Here is an 18,227-nt window from a genome sequence, read left to right as displayed (position 1 = left end):
CACCCGGAATCCACCTGCCGCTTAATCTTGGAAAAATAGTCTCATTATCAAATGGTTGCAGAATCACGACCTGCACCTGCTGGATTCTTTTGCGGAATCCAGGGAATCCACCCACCTCGGAATCCACCTAGTGGAAGCCAGGACTCTAGGGCATTTGGCGTGCCATCTAAAGACGACATTGGTTGCGCGAAGCGACCACCATTCAGAGTCCAACGGCCTTTCCAGACAAGCGTTAAGTTTATCGGTATTGACCCCGCAAAGTGCACCTATGATATTTTTGATTGTAGGTCAGGTGCATGACCTCCTTAAAAGCAAAGGAACCAGACCATGGTGACAGATCTCCACGTAGTCCCTGCTCGGTGTGGTCGGGCAGTGCGGTTGGCCAAGGGACAGGCGATCCAAATCATCAACACGCATGGTCAGCAGGTTGTTGATACCTGGTGTTTCAATGCCGATGACATGTCGGAGTTCATGTCGATGGAGCACCTGCACGCCACGCTTCAAGGGATTTTCCCTGCCAAGGGTGATGGGCTGACGACCAACCGGCGTCGTCCAATCCTGATCCTGGAAGAGGACAGCTCCCCGGGACGCCATGATACTGTCATCGCGGCCTGCGACGTGCACCGTTATGCCGCGCTGGGCTGCACGCAGTACCATGACAATTGCACCGACAACCTGAAAACCGCGTTGGGGCAGATCAATCTGCGGGCAGCTGCTTGCCCTGCCCCTCTAAATCTGTGGATGAACATTCCGGTCGGCCCGGACGGCAAGATCACGTGGGGTGAACCGCTCTGCAAGCCCGGAGATCACGTGACACTGCGGGCGGTCTTCGATTGCATCGTGGTGATGTCCACATGCCCACAAGACATGATCCCGATTAATGGTGCCGCCTGTACACCGACCGAGGTTCACTATCGTCTGCTGACCTGACCGGCTCCAGCCGCGTCAGCGCGCCGGTTGGTCAATGCGGGACACCCGCCCCCGCCCTTCCTTCTTCGAGGTCACGACCAGCCCCAACTTCTTGCCCAGCGCCCCAGACATGGCACCGCGGACACTGTGCGCCTGCCACCCCGTCGCCGCAACGATTTCTTCCATCGTCGCGCCAGTGGGTGCCCGCAATATCGCAATCAGCACGACTGCATTGTCCCCTCACGCTGGATGGGCGGCTTCGGCACCGATACCCATTCCGCGCGGCCTCAGGCTGCGTTGCGCCATCCCCACTTTTTCGCCAGCGCCAAAGACTCAGCCACCGGCAACACCGCATCGGTGGTGCCAAGACTGCGCAGCGACACGGCAGCGGCGGCGTGACCCAGCCTGACGGTTTCTTCCATCGGCCACTTCTGGTGCAGGCCGTAGATGACGCCCGCAGCAAAGGCATCCCCTGCCCCGTTTGCGCCGATGACTTTTTCCGGAGGAACATCGACCGACGGAACGAACATAGCCTCACCGCCGCGCGGCAACACAACCGCGCCTTCGGGGAAATGCGCCACCAGCAACTTCATGCTGCCCATGGCAAGCACCGTCTTTGCCGAGGCAATGACCCGGGGAATGTCAGCCGCCTCTGCCGCCACCGTCGGGTTTCCCGAAATCGCCGCCATCTCGAAATCATTGATGATCAGGTAGTCCAGATGCGGCAGGCAGGGCCGGACAATCTTGGCCAGCTTTTCCGGTGCAATGGAACACAGTTCCATATTGGTTTCGATCCCAACCGCCTGGGCGGCGCGCAGCACCGTGACCCAGCCGTTTTCGTCGCTGCCCCAGGCCCGGTCCATCTGACGATGGATGCCGGGAAGCCCCAGATGCAGGAACCGGGCATTGGTTTTCGAAAAGTCGAAATGATCCGGGTTCAGCTCGGCACTCGCCCCCTGCAAGTAGATATGCGTGCGCCGTCCCGTCCGGTTTGAGGTATAGGCGTCGGTATAGTTTGTGCGCAGCCCTTCGACCACATGCAACCGGCTGCGTTCGATCCCATAAGCATCGGCCTCGGCCAGCAGGATGCGGCCATCTTCGTCGTTGCCAATCACGCCAATAGTCTCGACCGGAATCGACGGATCAAGCCGTTTGAGATCGATTGCAAGGTTGCAGCCCGAACCGCCCCCTTTAACGTCTTCGGACAGGATCTCGACCACCTCATTCTCCAGCGGCCAGAATTCGACAACCTTGTTGTGGTCGGCGCACCAGGTTCCAGCTGTCAGAACGCCCTTTCGACTGGTCATTTCAGCACCGCCTCGGTCACCTGCACATCATCCTCCAGCGAGCGGTTTGCTTTGATACCCTTTTTCGCAAGCCGGTCATGGTAGTCGCGCACGGCATCTTCCGGTGTTTGCGCGCCTTCAACCACCCGGCGCATCGCGGCGACAATTTCGGTACTGTCTTCGGCAAAATAGATTTTGCGCCCGAACAACGCGATCCGCGCGCCATATTTTTCGGCTTGGGAAACCAGTTCGAACGTGTCACGCGTGGTGCCAACGCCGCCGCCCAGAATGCCCACGATCAACTTGCCGGGGTCATAGCTGGCCAGTTCCTCCATCGCACGCGGACCGTTATAGGCGATCTTGAGGAACAGCGGATATTCCTCGCTGGACACACCGGCAAGGCAGCGAGCAATCGTGTCATTGATGTAATGGCCGATGTCGACGCCGTTGGTGTCGATGTCAAAGGCAGGGTTGAACACTTCCAGAAAGTGGCGCATTCCGGCGGCACTGGCCTCATCGCGGAACGCGGTATAGGCATTCAAAGTCGCGGCATCCTGCGCCAGATCGTTATAGAAGGTCGCCGCATACAGACCCAGATCTGCGACCTTGAGCGCCCGGTCCAGCCGCGCGGTGCGGAAGGGGGCTGCGGGCACCTTGCGATAGCTGGCGCCCCGGTAGGCCCAGATGTCGGACGCATCGTTCAGGCGCACGGCGGGGGTGACATCGCTGCCCTTGAACAGGCCCTCATCGGTCAGCGCCTCGGCCGAGGACAGCGACATCAGCATCACATCGACCAGTCCCGAGCGGGTTACCGTGCGCATGCCGTCGCGATAGTCCGACAGCGGGCGGGGCTGCGTGGTTGGCTTGCCGTCGGCCCCCGTCCGAAAACCGGGCGTGGCCACGCCCATTGACATATCGCCGTCCTTGGCGTCGGCGATCACAAAATCTGAAGGCTTGTAATTGCCTTCGCGGATACGGGCGAGCTTTGCATCAAGCGGACGTGTCATTCCGGTTCCTCTTTCTTTCGTCTTCAAAATTCAGGTCACAGGCGATTGCCGGTGGCGGCATCGAACAGATGCGCGCGGGTTGCGTCGATTGTGGCGGTCGTGCTGTCACCCGCGCGCTGCGCCACGCGTTTGGTAGACACCATGCGGACGATGTGCCCCCCCAGATCGGCGTGCACATGGGTTTCCCAGCCAGCGGGCTCGACCAGCGTCAGGCGGATGGGCAGGTCGCCCGCCGGATCAAGCTGCAGGTGTTCCGGGCGGATGCCGTAGACCACCTTCTGCCCCACAGTGCCGTTTGCTTCGGGTTCCAACGGCAGGCGCAGCCCGGACTCGGTCTGCACAACACGCCCGTCTGCATCCTGAGCGATGATGCCAGGGATCAGGTTCATCGCGGGAGAGCCAAGGAATTCCGCCACGAACAGGTTGGCCGGGCGGTCATAGATGGCCAAAGGCTCGCCAACCTGTTCGATCCGGCCATCGTGCATCACCACCACCAGATCGGCCATTGTCATCGCCTCAATCTGATCATGGGTCACATAGATGGTTGTCGTCTTCAGGCGCTGGTGCAGCGCCTTGATTTCGGCCCGCATTTCCACCCGCAGTTTAGCATCAAGGTTCGACAATGGCTCGTCGAACAGGAACACCTCCGGCTCTCGGGTCAGGGCGCGGCCCATTGCCACGCGCTGACGCTGCCCCCCTGACAGTTGCGAAGGCAGGCGGTCCAGCATGGGCCCGAGTTTCAGGATCGACGCCGCGCGCTTGATCCGGTCGGTGATCAGCTGCAACGGTGTTTTGCGCATTTTCAGGCCGAAGGACATGTTGTCCTCGACGCTCATGTGCGGATAGAGGGCATAGGACTGGAACACCATGGCAATGCCGCGGTTCTTGGCATGCACGTTGTTGACCATGCGCCCGGCGATATTGATCTCGCCGCTGGTCACGTTCTCCAGCCCGGCCGTCATGCGCAACAGCGTCGATTTTCCGCAGCCTGACGGTCCGACAAGCACGGCAAAGGCACCTTCGGGGATGGTCAGATCAACCCCGTGCAGGATTTCCAATCCGCCAAAGCTTTTGCGCAGATTGCGATATTCGACATAGCCCTCTGCCATTTTCTGTCCTTCCGATACTTGCGTTGTCATGATTTGACCGCCCCCGATACGATGCTGTCCACGACCTTTCGTTCCAGCAGCAGATAGACCAGCAAGAGCGGCAGCACGGTCAGGATGGTAAAGGCGTTGTAGACGGCGTAATCCTGTATCCCCATGGAATCCTTGAGCATATAGAGCTGATAGGGCAGCGTTCGCATGTCGGTCTGGTTCACCAGAGCCAGCACGAAGGAAAACTCGTTCCAGGCTTCGCGCAGGCACAGCACCGCCGCTGTCACCACGCCGGGCCAGGCCATCGGCAGCATCACATGGCGCAGGCGGTTCCACATATTCGCGCCGTCCAGGGTGGCGCTTTCCTCGATCTCTTTCGGGATCGACCCGAAAAAGCCCACCAGAATCCAGGTCGCCAAAGGCACAGCGCTGGCAATGTAGGTGATGAACAGCACGGAATAGGTGTTGATAAGGCCCAGATCGCTCATCAGATCATTCAGCGGCACGATCAGGCTGACGCGCGGAATGATGCGCGGGATCAGGTACAAAAGCAGCAGAACATGGCGGAATTTGAACGCATAGCGGGCAAAACCGTAAGCCGCCAGGATGGCAAGGATCAGCGGCACGATCGTTGCCACCACCGTCACGATGATGCTGTTCATCAGCCAAGTGCCGAACCCCGGCATGCTGAGCACCTTGCGGTAGGCATCCAGCCGCCAGACCTCGGGCAGCAGGCTTTTGCTCTCATAAATCTCTAGCGGGTCTTTGAAGGACGACAGGATCGCCCAGATGATCGGGGTTGCTGTCCAGATCACCAGAAAGGTCAGGGTGAACCAGATCAGCACCTTGGGGCCAAGGCGCTGGAACAGCAGCGCCATGGGGCCTGACTCTTGCACTCTCATTTGCCTGCCTCCGAATGGCGGCGGTCGCCCATCACGAAGATCTTGATGTAGATCAGGCTGAGCACCGTGTTGAACACCAGCAGCACCACCATCAGCACCGCGCCCTGACCGAAGTTCAGTTGCTGGAACGCCAGTTCATACATGTAGATCGACACCAGCTCGGTCGCTTTCAGCGGCCCGCCCGAGGTGAGGGCCAGCACGATGTCAAAGGTGGAAAAGCTGATGTAGGACACCCAGATCAGGCTGACCCCCAGCATGGGCTTGATCAGCGGCAGCGTGATGCGGAAGAAGATCTGGATGGGGTTTGCCCCGTCAATCGCGGCGGCGTCATACAGATCCTTGTCGATGGTCTGCAACCCGCCCAGCAGGATCAGCGAAGCAAAGGGCACCATGAACCAGCAATTGGCCATGATCGCGACCACAAAGGCCAGCGTCGGATCGCCCAGCCAGGATTGCGCAGGCAGCCCCAGTTGCGCCAGCACCGTGTTCACGAAACCGCCGCTGGTGGTGAAGATGAAGCGGAACATGACAGCGGTGGCGATACCCGACACGAAATAGGGCACAAGGCTGAGGCCACGAAAGAACCGCCTCCCGCGCACCACCTTGTAAAGCACCAGCGCAAAGCTCATCGACATGAAGATGCCAAGCACGATGCTGATCACCACAAAGTTCAGCGTGCGGACCATTGCATCCTGAAACCGGGGGTCAGCAAAGACATCGATGTAATTCTTGAGACCGACGAATGTCTTGTTCATGAACATGTCGGTTTCGTTCAGAGACAAGATGATACCGCCCACAACGGCATAGCCCAGAATGCCCATCACGAAGAGCAGTCCCGGCAAAACGAGAAGATAGGGAACAAACGGTTTCAGGCGGTCGGCACCTGTTGGTCCGTCTTCAACCATGGGCGTGGTATGTGACATACGGGCCTCTGACGTTAAGCGTGGGTGAAAAGGGCGGTACGGATAAATCCGTACCGCAGTTGCTTGGGAGCAAAAGTTGGTTGGTCAGAGACCGGCGGCCTTGTTCACCAGATCCTGGTACTCTTTGGCCAGATCGGCAGCCGGGGTCGTGGTGTCCGCCACAGACCGGTCCCGCAGTTGGGTCAGCACGTCATAGATCTGGATCACCCGTGTTGGGTGTGTCGGCAGGGACACCAGCGATGCGGCCAAGGGGGCGATATCCTGCGCCCATGGCTTTGCCGCCAGATATTCCGGGTCGTTCGAGACCGCCGAATTGGTGGTCGGCTGATACCGGATGGCGACCTGCTTGGCAAAATCCGGGCGCGCCAGATATTCCAGAGCACGGACCACCGCATCATCATCATCCGCTGCCGTGGTCACGACAAAGGGAAAGGCAAAGCCCGACTGCACATGCGGTTCTGTTTGACCCGGGCGGGTTGGCAGACGCTCGAACGTCCACTTGCCCTCGGCATAGGGCATGGTCTTTTCGATCTCGACATAGATATGCTCGCCTTCGTGCATCACACCGGCACGACCACCGACAAAGGCTGCGCGCATCTGGCCGGAATCCCAGCTTGCAGAATCCGGGCTGGCCGATTTATCGCGCATCAGGGTCTGGTAAAACTCAATCCATTCGATGCCGACTTCAGTGTCGATCTGCGGCACGCCGTCGATGAATTGCCCACCCATTGCCAGAAACAGCGGCAGTTCCCATGTCGGCGCGACACAGCAGCCAATAAGGCTGAACCCCAGCATGTCGCCCCCACCTGGAATGGTGCTGACTGCCTTTGCCGCAGCAAGAACATTGTCTGTGGTTTCCAGAGGCATCGCGATTCCTGCGGCTTCCAGCAGGTCTTTGCGGTAGGTCAGGTAAATCGACTGCACAAACAGCGCCACGCCGTAAAGCTTGCCATCCGCACTCGAAGCGCCTTCCCATGCGATGGGAGAAAGCTGGTTATAGGTGTCCGGAAACTGCTCTTTGAAGGTTTCGATCTGCGCATCGAATTCCTTAAGCATACCGCCCTGCGCAAGCTGGGTGATGTCGCGTGCCTGAATCTGCACGATATCGGGAGCATTGCCGGACCGTGTGGCCAGCACAAGTTGCGCGCTGACATCTTCCAGCCGGATCACTTCGAATTCAACCGCGATATCGGGGTTCTCGGCCTTGAATTGTGCGAACTGATCTTCGGGGATGAACTGATCCCGCCCGAACCAGACCTTGAGCGTGCGCTCCTGCGCCGCCAACTGGCTGGACAGTCCGGAAAGCGCAGTCGTTCCCAGTGCCAGTGCTGCTGTCAGCATGAACGTTGTCGTTCTGCGTCCAAATTTCATTGTATTCCTCCCTGGTTGCTTTTTTCCTGCATTCTCTCTGACCATCAGGGCCAAAGTTCCGTTTCGACACGTCCTCCAAAACGGGTCGAAACTCTGCTATCGCTACCCTCCTGCCACCAGTAACCCGTAAATTCGCAAACCTGTCAACGATTGAATTTTCATTCTGATGGTAGTATTGGAATTTTTGAACCGAAGATCAAAGGGGCCTCATCTTGGGGAATATCGCCGAAACCGAGACGAACGGGGCCTTTGCCGGCCTGCGGGACCGTATTGCGCGCGCCTATCCGGAACTGAGTCCGCAGTTGCGGGCCATCGCCGAGTTTTCCATTCAGAACGCCGATACGGTCGCGGTGGAAACCGCGCAGCAACTCGCCAAGCGAATCGGTGTGCCGCCTTCCAGCATGGTGCGCTTTGCGCAGACGCTTGGCTATGCCGGGTTCAACGAGCTGAAGCGGGACTTCCGCGACAACCTCGTGTACCGGATGGGCGAAATCCGCGAGCGCGAGGCGATCAGCGCCCATCCCGCAAGTGGGGCCATCGCGGTTGCCGACGCGCTGATGAGCGAGGCGCGCCGCGATCTGGACCGGTTGTTCAAGGAACTGGACCGCAAGCAATTCGACCGTGCGGTGATCGAACTGGTGCGGGCAGATCGCATTCACGTTCTGGCGCAGCAAACCTCGTTTGCGCTTGGCTGCATCTTTCACGCCACCGCACTCAGCCTTGGCACGCCCACCAACATGCTGGACGAGGCGGGGTCGTTCTTTGGCCGCCAGATCGAACTTCTGGGGATGGAAGACGCAATTCTGGCCATCAGTTTCGCCCCCTATCAGACCTCTGTCGTCCGCGGGGCCAAGCTGCACGCCGCGCGGGGCGGCATTGTCGTTGCGGTGACCGACAATGTGCTCAGCCCCTTGGCAGCCATCGCCAGAGTGACCATTGAGACTCCGCAGCGCAGCCCAATTGCGTCGCATCCGCTGGTGATCGGAACCTGCGTGTTGCAGGCCCTTGCCATCGCCGTAAATGAGACCCGGCCCAGTGAAAGCCGGTAGGATGGGCGCTGCCGGGACATGTCGGTTGTGCCCTCAGGCCATCGCATGACCCTTGGGCCCAAGGTGATATTGATTGCCGATGATCTGACCGGCGCGCTCGACAGTTCTGCCCCCTTTGCGGCGCGTGGCATGACGGTAGTCTGTGCCACCTCGACCGATCATCTTGACGTGGCGCTGCGCAGCGGGGCGCAGGTAATTGCCGTCTCGACCGGATCGCGCGACGGCACGGAGGCAACCGCCGTTGCCCGCATTTTGCAGGTGCGGGCGACTGTTGAGAGCGACCCGTTGGCCCGGACTGCCATTCTGTTCAAGAAAATCGACAGCCGTATGAAGGGCCACATCGCCGCCGAGCTTCAGGCGCTTTGCAACCCGGGTCAGCCTGTGCTGGTCTGCCCGGCAATTCCACGGCTGGGTCGGTTTGTTGAGGCTGGCCATGTCGCCGGCATGGGCGTTGAGCGTGCCATTCCGGTGGCAGATCGTGCCGGAGTTGACGCGTCTGCCGTGCTGAATGCCTGGTCTGAATCGCAGATTGATACCGGCCTTGCTGGGGCCGCCGAGTCTGCCGTGCTTGTTGGGGCTGCCGGGCTGGCAGAGGCTTTGGCGCGGCGGCTGACTGGGAGTGCACCGCCAACGCCTCATCAGCGGTTGGCGTCCCCTGCCCTGTTTGCAATCGGGTCGCGTGATCCGATCACGCTAGCGCAACTGGCAGGGTTTAACGTTTTCCCGGCCCCCGATGGCGCAGTGCCCCCGCCACCGGCGGCGTCAGACCCTGTGATGATCTTGCAGATGCAACCCGGCCGCTTTGGGGCAACGCCCCTTCAGGCAGCGGCCCGGTTTGCCACGGGTGTGGCCTTATGGGTCAAAGCCGCACAGCCTGCCGCAGTTCTGGCCTGTGGCGGTTCCACCGCCGAGGCGGTCCTGTCGGAACTGGGCATCGGGTTGCTTGAGGTGCGGGGCGAGGTGTTGCCCGGTCTGCCGGTTTCAACCGCCCTGACGGGGTGGCCCGGGCTTCAGATCGTCACCAAATCCGGCGGCTTCGGCGCGCCCGATACAGTGTCGCGGCTGATCTCGGGCTCATCTCCGCGCTGATCCGCCCCTTACGGCGCGATATCCACCATCCGCAGTTCAATACCCCGGTCTTTGAGGGCGGCCGTCGCATCCGCGCTGATCCGGCTGTCGGTCAGCAGCAGATCAACCGCAGAGGTTTCGCCAAAGGCACAGAACGCCCGGTTGAAAAACTTGCTGCTGTCCACCAGCAGGATTACCCGGTCCGCCGCTGCCAGAAACCGGCGCTTGAGGTCCGCCAGTTCCAGCGACGTATCCGACAGCACGTCAGGCGTGATCGCATGTGTGCCCACAAAGGCGATATCGGCCCGCAGCCGCGCGACAGAGTTCACTGCATCCGCCCCCAGCAATGTGGTGGTCCCGCTGCGGATCGTCCCACCTGTGACGCTGGTCTGCACCAGCGCATTCTGTGACAGGCAAGACGCGATCATCACATCATTGGTCATCGCGGTGAAGGGAATGGTCAGCCCCGCTGCGGCCCTTGCCGCCGCTGCGGTTGTGGTTCCGCTGTCAAACAACACCGATTGCCCCGGCTGAATCAGCTGCGCCGCAGCGGCACCGATGGCAGCCTTTGCCGCGCTTTCAATGGCCAAGGCGATGGCCGCTTCTGGCTCAAAGGTGGTGGATGCCCGCGCGGTCGAAATCGCGCCGCCATGGGTGCGGGAAAGATAACCAGCCTCTTCCAGATAATCGACATCGCGGCGCACCGTCGAAATCGAGATGCCCAAGGCTTCCGACAGATCTTTCAAAGACACCATCTGTTCGGCGCGCAGCACCTCCAGAATTCTGGCCCGTCTTTTTGCTGGTAGCATATGCGCCCTGTTGATCGGTGACATGTCCGCACACTCTGGCACAAAACTACGAAAATGCTCCAGCCTGCTCTCACAGTTTCGCAAACATCTACCAAAATAGTTCAAAATGCCTCATAAACGATCACAATCTGTCACGAATCGCAGCAATCATCTGAAAGGCCGCGTCAAAAGATGCCAAAATCTGTTCTGGCCATCTCGATCGGTGACCCTGCCGGGATCGGCCCCGAAATCGCTCTGAAGGCGTGCCATGCCCTGACGAACAGGCTATCCGCACAGGACATGGCCCTTGTGCTGATTGGCGATGCGGAAACTTTGCGGCGCAGCGCGGTCAGCCTTGGCCTACCCTGCCCGCCCATCATTGCGCAGGGTGACGTGCGCGGCCTGTCTGGAGCGGCGATCTTGCCGACAGTCCCCCCTGCGGGTCCGATCCTGCCCGGCTCTGTGTCCGCCGATGCCGGAGAGCAGGCCTATCGTGCGGTGGTGCAAGCAACCACGCTTGCGATGACCGGGGCCGCCGATGCCATCGTGACCGGACCCCTGAACAAAGAGGCGCTGCATCTGGCAGGCCATGCATATGCAGGCCATACCGAATTGCTGGCCGATCTGACCGGAGCAAAGGGCAGCGTGATGATGCTGGCCCATGGGGCGTTTCGCGTATCACATGTCACAACGCATTGTGCGCTGGAAGAGGTTCCCAAGCGCGCGACCGCCGCACGCATCCGGCACGTTGTCACCCTGACCCACACCGCCCTGTGCCGGCTGGGCATTGCCGCCCCCCGCATCGCCATTGCCGCACTGAACCCCCACGCGGGAGAAGGCGGCATCTTCGGGCGACAAGATATCGATGTGACTGAACCCTTGGTGGCGCAGTTGCGCAGCGAAGGGTTGAACATCACCGGCCCGGTGCCGGGCGATACGGTTTTTGTGAAAATGCGCGGCGGCGCTTTTGATGCCGTGGTCGCGATGTATCACGATCAGGGGCATATTCCGGTCAAGCTGCTTGGCTTCACCGTTGATCCGGCAACCGGCCGCTGGGTCGGGCTGAGCGGGGTGAATGTCACCCTTGGCCTGCCCATCATCCGCACCTCTGTCGATCACGGCACCGCTTTCGACATCGCAGGTCAGGGCATTGCCGAGGCGACCAGCCTGATCGAGGCCATCGACTACGCGCTCGCACTGGTGAGCAGCAAGGCCGACACGGCCATCACGGATTAGGATCTTTGGGAGGAGACAGGATGCAAAGCGACGATCACAGCAGCATGTGGATTGGCGGGCACTGGGAACAGGGGGCCGAAGGCACCCGCCCCGTCATCAACCCCGCCACCGGAGAAGTGTTTGCCCATGCCCCTGAGGCGAGCGCGGCACAGGCCTTGCAGGCCATCGACGCAGCCCGTGCCGCGCAACCCGCCTGGGCGCGGCTGTCGCCACTTCAACGCGGGGTCTATATGCACAAGATCGCGGGCCTGATCCGCGACCATGCCGAACCGCTGGCGCGGCTGGTCGTGCGCGAACAGGGCAAACCGATCACCGAAGCGCGTGGCGAAGTGGGGGGTGCGGCAGAGTTCTTCACCTATTTCGCGGAATTTGCCCGCCGCATTCAGGGCGAGATCCTGCCGTCAGACGCGCCCGGCGAGCAAATCTGGATTCAGCGCGTGCCGGTCGGTGTCGTCGTCGGCATCATTCCGTGGAACTACCCCGCCGCCCTTGTCAGCCGCAAAGTTGCCCCTGCCCTGATTGCCGGGAACACCATCGTTCTCAAACCCCACGAAGAAACGCCGCTTTCGGCGCTGTATATGGCACGGCTGTTCGAACAGGCGGGTCTGCCTGCGGGAGTGGTGAACATTGTCACTGGCGCAGGCGGCACCGTAGGGGCCGCCCTGACCACGCATCAGCAGGTGGATCTGGTGACGATGACCGGCTCTGTGCCGACCGGCAAACGCATCATGGCCGCTGCTGCCCCGAACCTTGTACCCGTCTCGCTGGAACTGGGCGGTAAAGCCCCGCTGATCGTGATGGAGGATGCCGATCTGGATCTTGCCGTGGCCTCGGCGGTCACCTCGCGGTTTATGAACTGCGGGCAGGTCTGCATCTGCAACGAACGGATGCTGGTGCATGAAAAGGTCTACGATGCCTTTGTCGCCCGCTTCGTGCAGGCCACCAAGGCGCTGCGGCTGGGCGACCCGATGCTTGAGACCACCGATCTTGGTCCCAAAGTCTCGCGCGTGGAACTGGAGAAGGTGGAGGCCATTCTGGCCGCCGCGCTGAACTCCGGTACCGAACCGCTGCTGCTGGGCGGACGGCCAGACACACCGCCGGTGGCCGGGGGCTACTGGATGACACCAACCGTGCTGGGCGGGGTTACTGCCGATATGGCGATCATGCAGGACGAAATTTTCGGCCCCGTCATCCCGGTGATGAAAGTATCGGGCTTCGACGAGGCGATGGCTGTGGCAAATGACAGCCGCTATGGCCTGTCTGCCTATCTATTCACCCAGGATTACCGGCGCATCATGCAGGCAGTCGCCGACATCCGCTTTGGCGAGATTTATGTGAACCGCATCGGGCCAGAGGCGCTGCAGGGCTATCACACCGGCTATCGCAACTCCGGTCCCGGCGGCGATGACGGGATTCACGGGCTTGAGTCCTATCTGCGCAAGAAGACCGTCTATGTGAACTGGTCCGGGTCTTCGCCCGTGCCACTGATGCCCTACATCTGATGGCCTGAGGCCATCCCGACACTGTCAGGGGTCACGCGCACTATCTGAGGTCTGCGTGTGACCCTATCCACAGGTTGCAGGGATCGGTAAAGCACGCTTGTGTCGCCTGGTGACACGGCTTCTCTACCCAGACCACGCCAGACAGCCGGTTTCGACTTGATCTCCGGACCAGAGAGTGTTTTGTTCACCTTCGGAATTTTCCGATGCCCTTGCGCAAGCTGCGCGAATGGTCGTTCGGCGAAACCTTCAAACGCACTCGTGACCTAGGAGATCTGACTGGATGCCCAGTCCGATTGGATTTTTGCGTCAGAACGCGCCCTGGCTTTTTGCAGGGTTCCTGCTCACATTTTCGTCCAGCTTCGGCCAGACCTTCTTTATTGCCGTCTTCGCCGGCGACATCCGGCAGGAATTTGGCCTGACCAATGCCGGCTGGGGCGGCATCTATGCGCTTGCCACCATGGCATCCGCCGCCTGCATGGTCTTTGCCGGCGGATTGACCGACCGGTTCCGCGTGCGGCTGATCAGCCCGGTCATAATGATCGGCCTTGCCGTTGCGACAGCCCTAGTGTCGCTGTCCACCAGCATTGCCGCACTCACCTTCGCCATCTTTCTGCTGCGGCTGATGGGTCAGGGCATGATGATGCAGACCTCTATGGTCGCCATGTCGCGCTGGTTCGTGGCAACCCGGGGGCGCGCAATTTCCATTGCTGCCCTTGGGGTTTCTCTGGGCGAAGCGATGCTGCCGCTCGCCTTTGTCGGGCTGATGGGCTGGTTCGAATGGCGCACCCTCTGGATGGTCGCGGCGCTGTTTCTGGTGGTGGCGGCAGGTGTCATGGTGTTGGTTCTGAAATCCGAACGCACTCCGCAGGCCATGGCCCGCGACAACACCTCCGTTGGCATGGGGGGCCGCAGCTGGACGCGGGTCGAGGTGTTGCGTCACTGGCTGTTCTGGCTGACGCTGCCTGCCCTGCTGGGTCCGGCGGCATGGAATACCGCTTTCTTTTTCCATCAGGTTCATTTCGCAGAAGCCAAGGGCTGGGCACATTTTGATCTGGTGTCGCTGTTTCCGGTTTTCAGCGCAACGGCAGTCACTTCCATGCTGCTGACCGGCTGGTTGGTGGACCGGATCGGCTCACCCCGGATTGCGGGGCTCTATCTCATTCCCATGGCCTTCGGGTATCTGTTGATCGGTATGGCCGAAACCCTATGGATCGGTGCAGGAACCCTGATGCTGCTCGGGGCTTCCGTCGGGGCCAGTTCAACGATGAGCGCGGCGCTTTGGGCAGAGTTTTTCGGCACCGCAAATCTGGGCCGCATCCGCGCGATGACCGGGGCCGTCATGGTGCTGGGCTCTGCGCTCGGGCCGGGCATCTGCGGCTGGCTGATCGACCGGGGCGTTGACATGCCGCAACAGGCCTTTGGCATGAGCGCCTATTTCGTGATCGCCGCTACGCTCGGGGCCATTGGCGGACGCCGCGCTGCGCGTTACCTTTAAGACACCCCAAGATTGGACTTCATCCGACCGCAACAGGGCTGCAGTCAAGCGAGGCTGCAACGTTTTCCAGCATGAAGGTTTCGCGAAGGATCGACAGGCCCATCGTCGTCTCTGCACGCCGCATCACGCCACGGTTGTGGGCAATGGCTTCGTGCAGGTTCATCCAGACGGGCCGCATTCCGTTCGCCGTCTCGTAATGCTCCATCTTCGGCGCGCACAGGTCTGGATCAATATCGCAGACAAAGAAATGCGATGTCATATGCATCAGATCGAACCCGTCCCGCCTGTGCGGGCGCAGTTCTTCGACATAGCCGTAGTTGCGTTGCACCCGAACGTTGCGGGCACCGGTTTCCTCTTCAAGCTCGCGACGCAGCCCATCAATCATGTCCTCGTGATTTTCGACACCGCCACCGGGAAAGCTGAAATCGTTGTAGCGTTCGGTAAACAGCAACAGGATCGACATCTCGCGCAGCACAATGCCGCGCGCCGCCTGTCTGGTCAGCACTTTGCCTGTGCCATCTTTCACGTCTGGATGGACGAGTCCTGTGATCAGTTTCATGGCTGCATTTTCAGATTGTCGATAATCATGTCAGCTGTTCATTATTCCGCAGTGGACCATGAATTTTATCTGCCGTCGCGATGATCGCGTCGACAAGTTGTCGAACACCAAGTCTGTTCCAGATGCAAGTAAAGAGCAGGCTGTGCTGCGCGGCATCTCCGGGTCCATCAGTAATGGCTGGCCACCGCACCAGGTCACCTGAAGGGCCTCAGCCACTGCGCATATACCGGGCTATGCTCTCACAACAGAGACCCGCACCACTCACCTCTCTTGCATTTTTGATCTGGTTTACCCTATTTTGTCTGGGCACAGGATCCAGTTTCGCTGGATGGCTTCTCCGGGCGCCTATCCCCCGGCAACTAAGCCTTCCCGTTGGGGCAGGCTGCCCGCACGCTCGCCACAACCCGCAAGTGATGCGTGAATCAAGAAATGCAAAATTCAATGAAGGACTCAGGGGGCGGAAAACGCCGAGTTTTATTTATCGATGGTAGCCACCTTGATCGACTGCGATCAAAGTTGGGCCGCCCGCTTGACCTGGAGCGACTCAGAGATGAATTCAGCAGCCAAAACGAGCCAGTCAAAGCGTACTACTACCGCGACGCGCGTGATGTTGATGAATACCACCGGCTTCAGCGCTTCTTTGATTGGCTTGAACGGCATGGGCGTTCTTGTAATGCTTGTGTCCAGCCGAGCGGTTCCTGCCAGTATCGCGCCGCCGCCGCCCCTGATCGATCTGGCTGAGGAATTTATCGACATCAACGAGGATGAGCGTTTCTTTCTTGCCTACGGTTAAAAAGTCGCCGCATTCGACCGAAATGCGGCAACGCAGCGTGAAATGGTATGTTATGGGTTGCCAAGGATGCATGTTTGCGGATAACGCTGCCGTGAAACGCATGGACCCGGTGAAAGCCCGGGTGGCTCTTCCGGCCGCCGAACCGCCGGACAACCTGAACTGACCTATCAGATCAAAACTCGATGCAGGGACAATATGGTCCGGCTCGATCAGGAACGAATTTACATGATTTCAATAGATGCTTACCGCCAGCAATGGTTCGGCAACATCCGTGGCGACCTTATTGCAGGGATCGTCGTCGCCTTGCCTCTTATTCCCGAGGCCATCGCATTTTCCATCATTGCAGGCGTGGACCCAAAGGTCGGCCTCTACGCCAGCTTCTCGATCGCGGTGCTGATCGCCTTTACGGGCGGGCGGCCCGGGATGATTTCAGCAGCAACAGCTGCTACCGCAGTGCTGATGATCACTCTGGTCCGGGACCACGGGCTTGAATAGCCACACCGCCCTGACCGCTGGATCGCTTCTGAACAGTTCTCGGCGCTGGCGCGTCACTTCGGCGGCTGTGGTGGATTCGGTCTGCGATCAGCGCGCGGCAATGCCGCGGGTCTGGGCGGTTTCACCTTTGTCTCGCGGATCAGCCTCACGACCCTTCAGGCAACGGGGATGGGCTTCTTCGGCCTGCTGGCATCGATCGCTGCCCTTGCCGTCACGACCACCCTGGCGACCCTTGTTGAAGCCATCGGCCTCGGGTTTCAGCGGGGCACCCACACAAACTGGCAACTCGTCCGCAATGACGCGACCGGCGCGCCCACCCTCGTGGATCTCGGTGCTGGGTTTCCGGTCGCGACCGCCGGGCTGATCACCCTCACCATTTGGTGCCCGGCGGCGGGCAGCTCGATTTGGCTACGCGCAGTGAACGAGCTGACCGGCGCTGTCTTCGAACAGGAAGTGACGACCGACCTGCCCCAGGCGGCAACCTTCCTCGCCCCGCGCCTCTTCCTCAACAACGGCGCTACCGCCGCGGCCGTCGCGTTTGAATGCACCGGCCTCTACCTCGAAACCGATTTCTAACCCTGAAAGGAGCATACATGTCACCCGCCGCCTCATTTGCCTATGTCGCCGAATTGCGCCAGCAGATCGCGATCCTCTCCGAACGCTGCGCCCTTCTCGCCGCCGAACTGGCCGCAGCCCGGGAGGCGCAAAGCCCGCCGCTCGACCCGCCAGTCGCCGGTTGAAGCCCGCCCATACCGCCCCACGCCCCGCCCTTCCGGCGGGGTTTTTCTTTGCACGAAAGGACCACACCCATGACCGAACAGATCGATGCGCTGAAGGCGCTGCAAATGGCGCTAGCGCGCCTCGGCTACTACACCGGTGCGATTGACGGGCTCTTCGGCCCGCGCACCGATGCCTCGCTGAAAGCCGTCGCAGCCGAGGGCGGCGCGATCCGCAACCTGAAGCCTGCGGTCGCAGTGCCAGGCGAGCCGATGATCTTCCAGGGCAGTGCCCGCTACCCCGTGGACGAAATCGTCATCCACTGCGCCGCCACCGCTCCGGAGTGGATGCGCGGGCAGCCCCTCACGGCCAAGCGCAAAGAGATCGACCGCTGGCACCGCGAAGAGCGCGGCTGGCGCAAGATCGGCTACCACCATCTGATCGATCGCGACGGTGCGATCCTGCCCGGCCGCGCCGAGACCGAAATCGGCGCCGGGGTCGAGGATCACAACCGCGGCGTGATCCACATCTGCCTGATCGGCGGCGCGGGATCATCCGCCACCGATCCCTTCGAGCGGAACTTCACCACAGCGCAAGATCGCGCCCTACGCGGCCTGATCGAAGCCATCCGCGCCGAGACCGCCATCACCCGCATCACCGGTCACAACGACCACGCCGCCAAAGCCTGCCCGGGCTTCGTCGTGCGCAACTGGATCAACCGGGCCTGAAACCCATCAAAGGAGAGACCAAGATGAACCTGATCAACCAACCCAGCCTGCGCCCCACCCGCAAAATGGCCGCCGTCGGCTGGACGAGCCTTCTGGGCCCAATTGTGGCCGCGATCATCGCGCCCTGGCTGCCGGGGCTTTCGGAAGCCTGCGGTGGCGAAGTCGGGGCGTCCTTTGTTGCCGGGGGACTTTCGCTCGCGCAGGGGGCGGTGAACTTCGTGGCGGGGTATGTGGTGCGGGAACGGGCTTAGCATGGGAAGAGAAAGCACTCGTGAGCGACCCTCAACACCAAGAAACAAATT

At 60.7% G+C, this 18,227-nt stretch carries 20 protein-coding genes, 1 pseudogene and 2 other annotated features; of the genes and pseudogenes, 12 read left to right on the top strand and 9 right to left on the bottom strand.

Translation table 11 applies throughout. From position 1 onward, the window contains the following. The first annotated feature begins 327 nt into the window (after positions 1–327). Positions 328–930 (top strand): DUF1989 domain-containing protein, encoded by a 603-nt coding sequence (locus D1012_RS10475; protein ID WP_118151918.1) that lies wholly within the window; start codon positions 328–330, stop codon positions 928–930. A 15-nt stretch (positions 931–945) separates the two neighbouring features. Here the strand turns inward: D1012_RS10475 and D1012_RS10470 are convergent, their stop codons facing one another. The 7 genes from D1012_RS10470 to D1012_RS10440 all read right to left on the bottom strand — a co-directional run bounded on the left by D1012_RS10470 (position 946) and on the right by D1012_RS10440 (position 7,495). Next, complete coding sequence (locus D1012_RS10470; protein ID WP_118151916.1) at positions 946–1,095, bottom strand: DUF3489 domain-containing protein; 150 nt, start codon at positions 1,093–1,095, stop codon at positions 946–948. A gap of 101 nt (positions 1,096–1,196) precedes the next feature. Beyond that, positions 1,197–2,216, bottom strand: coding sequence for a carbohydrate kinase family protein (locus tag D1012_RS10465; RefSeq protein WP_118151914.1), 1,020 nt, complete (start codon positions 2,214–2,216; stop codon positions 1,197–1,199). After that, a complete protein-coding gene (locus D1012_RS10460) occupies positions 2,213–3,202 on the bottom strand; it encodes a hypothetical protein (protein ID WP_118151912.1) in 990 nt (329 codons plus the stop codon). Before D1012_RS10460 ends, D1012_RS10465 begins: the two co-directional genes overlap by 4 nt. Before the next feature lie 35 nt (positions 3,203–3,237). Next, entirely contained in the window at positions 3,238–4,341 is a 1,104-nt protein-coding gene (locus D1012_RS10455) for an ABC transporter ATP-binding protein (RefSeq protein ID WP_290427073.1), read from the bottom strand. Then, entirely contained in the window at positions 4,338–5,177 is an 840-nt protein-coding gene (locus D1012_RS10450; protein WP_158569311.1) for a carbohydrate ABC transporter permease, read from the bottom strand. The genes D1012_RS10455 and D1012_RS10450 overlap by 4 nt, the downstream gene beginning before the upstream one ends. A 20-nt stretch (positions 5,178–5,197) precedes the next feature. Continuing rightward, entirely contained in the window at positions 5,198–6,124 is a 927-nt protein-coding gene (locus D1012_RS10445) for a carbohydrate ABC transporter permease (RefSeq protein ID WP_118151905.1), read from the bottom strand. A gap of 84 nt (positions 6,125–6,208) precedes the next feature. Beyond that, positions 6,209–7,495 carry an ABC transporter substrate-binding protein gene (locus D1012_RS10440; RefSeq protein WP_158569309.1) on the bottom strand — a complete coding sequence of 429 codons (1,287 nt, stop codon included), beginning with the start codon at positions 7,493–7,495 and terminating at the stop codon, positions 6,209–6,211. Positions 7,496–7,707: 212 nt separating this feature from the next. Here D1012_RS10440 and D1012_RS10435 point away from each other — a divergent pair, with 212 nt between their 5' ends. Beyond that, on the top strand, positions 7,708–8,544 hold the full coding sequence (locus tag D1012_RS10435; protein WP_118151900.1) for a MurR/RpiR family transcriptional regulator: 837 nt from the start codon (positions 7,708–7,710) through the stop codon (positions 8,542–8,544). Between the two features lie 45 nt (positions 8,545–8,589). Then, positions 8,590–9,633 carry a four-carbon acid sugar kinase family protein gene (locus tag D1012_RS10430; protein ID WP_118151898.1) on the top strand — a complete coding sequence of 348 codons (1,044 nt, stop codon included), beginning with the start codon at positions 8,590–8,592 and terminating at the stop codon, positions 9,631–9,633. 8 nt (positions 9,634–9,641) lie between these two features. Here the strand turns inward: D1012_RS10430 and D1012_RS10425 are convergent, their stop codons facing one another. Next, entirely contained in the window at positions 9,642–10,421 is a 780-nt protein-coding gene (locus D1012_RS10425) for a DeoR/GlpR family DNA-binding transcription regulator (RefSeq protein ID WP_158569307.1), read from the bottom strand. 171 nt (positions 10,422–10,592) lie between these two features. Between D1012_RS10425 and pdxA the strand changes: the two genes are divergently transcribed. The 3 genes from pdxA to D1012_RS10410 all read left to right on the top strand — a co-directional run bounded on the left by pdxA (position 10,593) and on the right by D1012_RS10410 (position 14,633). After that, positions 10,593–11,636: a 4-hydroxythreonine-4-phosphate dehydrogenase PdxA gene (pdxA, locus tag D1012_RS10420; RefSeq protein ID WP_118151894.1), complete on the top strand. Its 1,044-nt coding sequence runs from the start codon at positions 10,593–10,595 to the stop codon at positions 11,634–11,636. 20 nt (positions 11,637–11,656) lie between these two features. Further along, complete coding sequence (gene aldA / locus D1012_RS10415) at positions 11,657–13,138, top strand: aldehyde dehydrogenase (RefSeq protein ID WP_118151891.1); 1,482 nt, start codon at positions 11,657–11,659, stop codon at positions 13,136–13,138. Positions 13,139–13,418: 280 nt separating this feature from the next. Next, on the top strand, positions 13,419–14,633 hold the full coding sequence (locus D1012_RS10410) for an MFS transporter (RefSeq protein ID WP_118151889.1): 1,215 nt from the start codon (positions 13,419–13,421) through the stop codon (positions 14,631–14,633). Between the two features lie 19 nt (positions 14,634–14,652). Here D1012_RS10410 and D1012_RS10405 read toward each other — a convergent pair whose 3' ends face one another. Beyond that, positions 14,653–15,192, bottom strand: a complete 540-nt coding sequence (locus D1012_RS10405) for an NUDIX hydrolase (RefSeq protein ID WP_118151887.1) — start codon at positions 15,190–15,192, stop codon at positions 14,653–14,655. A 308-nt stretch (positions 15,193–15,500) separates the two neighbouring features. Further along, positions 15,501–15,554 (top strand) — a sequence feature (sul1 is cis-regulatory element that is thought to sense ions involved in sulfur or methionine metabolism; They are found in Alphaproteobacteria). 67 nt (positions 15,555–15,621) lie between these two features. On the opposite strand from D1012_RS10405, the gene D1012_RS23220 reads away from it, so the two are divergent. From D1012_RS23220 to D1012_RS10380, 6 genes and pseudogenes are all read left to right on the top strand, one after another. Further along, positions 15,622–15,933: an NYN domain-containing protein gene (locus tag D1012_RS23220; RefSeq protein WP_118151885.1), complete on the top strand. Its 312-nt coding sequence runs from the start codon at positions 15,622–15,624 to the stop codon at positions 15,931–15,933. A 151-nt stretch (positions 15,934–16,084) separates the two neighbouring features. Further along, positions 16,085–16,140: a sequence feature (sul1 is cis-regulatory element that is thought to sense ions involved in sulfur or methionine metabolism; They are found in Alphaproteobacteria), on the top strand. 70 nt (positions 16,141–16,210) lie between these two features. Further along, positions 16,211–16,477 (top strand): annotated as a pseudogene (locus D1012_RS10395) (SulP family inorganic anion transporter); the annotation flags it as partial. A gap of 171 nt (positions 16,478–16,648) precedes the next feature. Continuing rightward, positions 16,649–17,056 carry a hypothetical protein gene (locus D1012_RS10390; RefSeq protein WP_233517088.1) on the top strand — a complete coding sequence of 136 codons (408 nt, stop codon included), beginning with the start codon at positions 16,649–16,651 and terminating at the stop codon, positions 17,054–17,056. Between the two features lie 17 nt (positions 17,057–17,073). Next, positions 17,074–17,220, top strand: a complete 147-nt coding sequence (locus D1012_RS22805; RefSeq protein WP_199489483.1) for a hypothetical protein — start codon at positions 17,074–17,076, stop codon at positions 17,218–17,220. Between the two features lie 69 nt (positions 17,221–17,289). After that, complete coding sequence (locus tag D1012_RS10385) at positions 17,290–17,925, top strand: peptidoglycan recognition protein family protein (protein WP_118151883.1); 636 nt, start codon at positions 17,290–17,292, stop codon at positions 17,923–17,925. Positions 17,926–17,948: 23 nt separating this feature from the next. After that, positions 17,949–18,176: a hypothetical protein gene (locus D1012_RS10380; protein ID WP_118151881.1), complete on the top strand. Its 228-nt coding sequence runs from the start codon at positions 17,949–17,951 to the stop codon at positions 18,174–18,176. Positions 18,177–18,227 lie beyond the last annotated feature (51 nt).

This window comes from Pseudotabrizicola alkalilacus, from assembly GCF_003443995.1.
GTDB lineage: Bacteria > Pseudomonadota > Alphaproteobacteria > Rhodobacterales > Rhodobacteraceae > Pseudotabrizicola > Pseudotabrizicola alkalilacus.
Note: the sequence above shows the minus strand (reverse complement) of the source record. Positions and strands in the feature narration are given on the sequence as shown.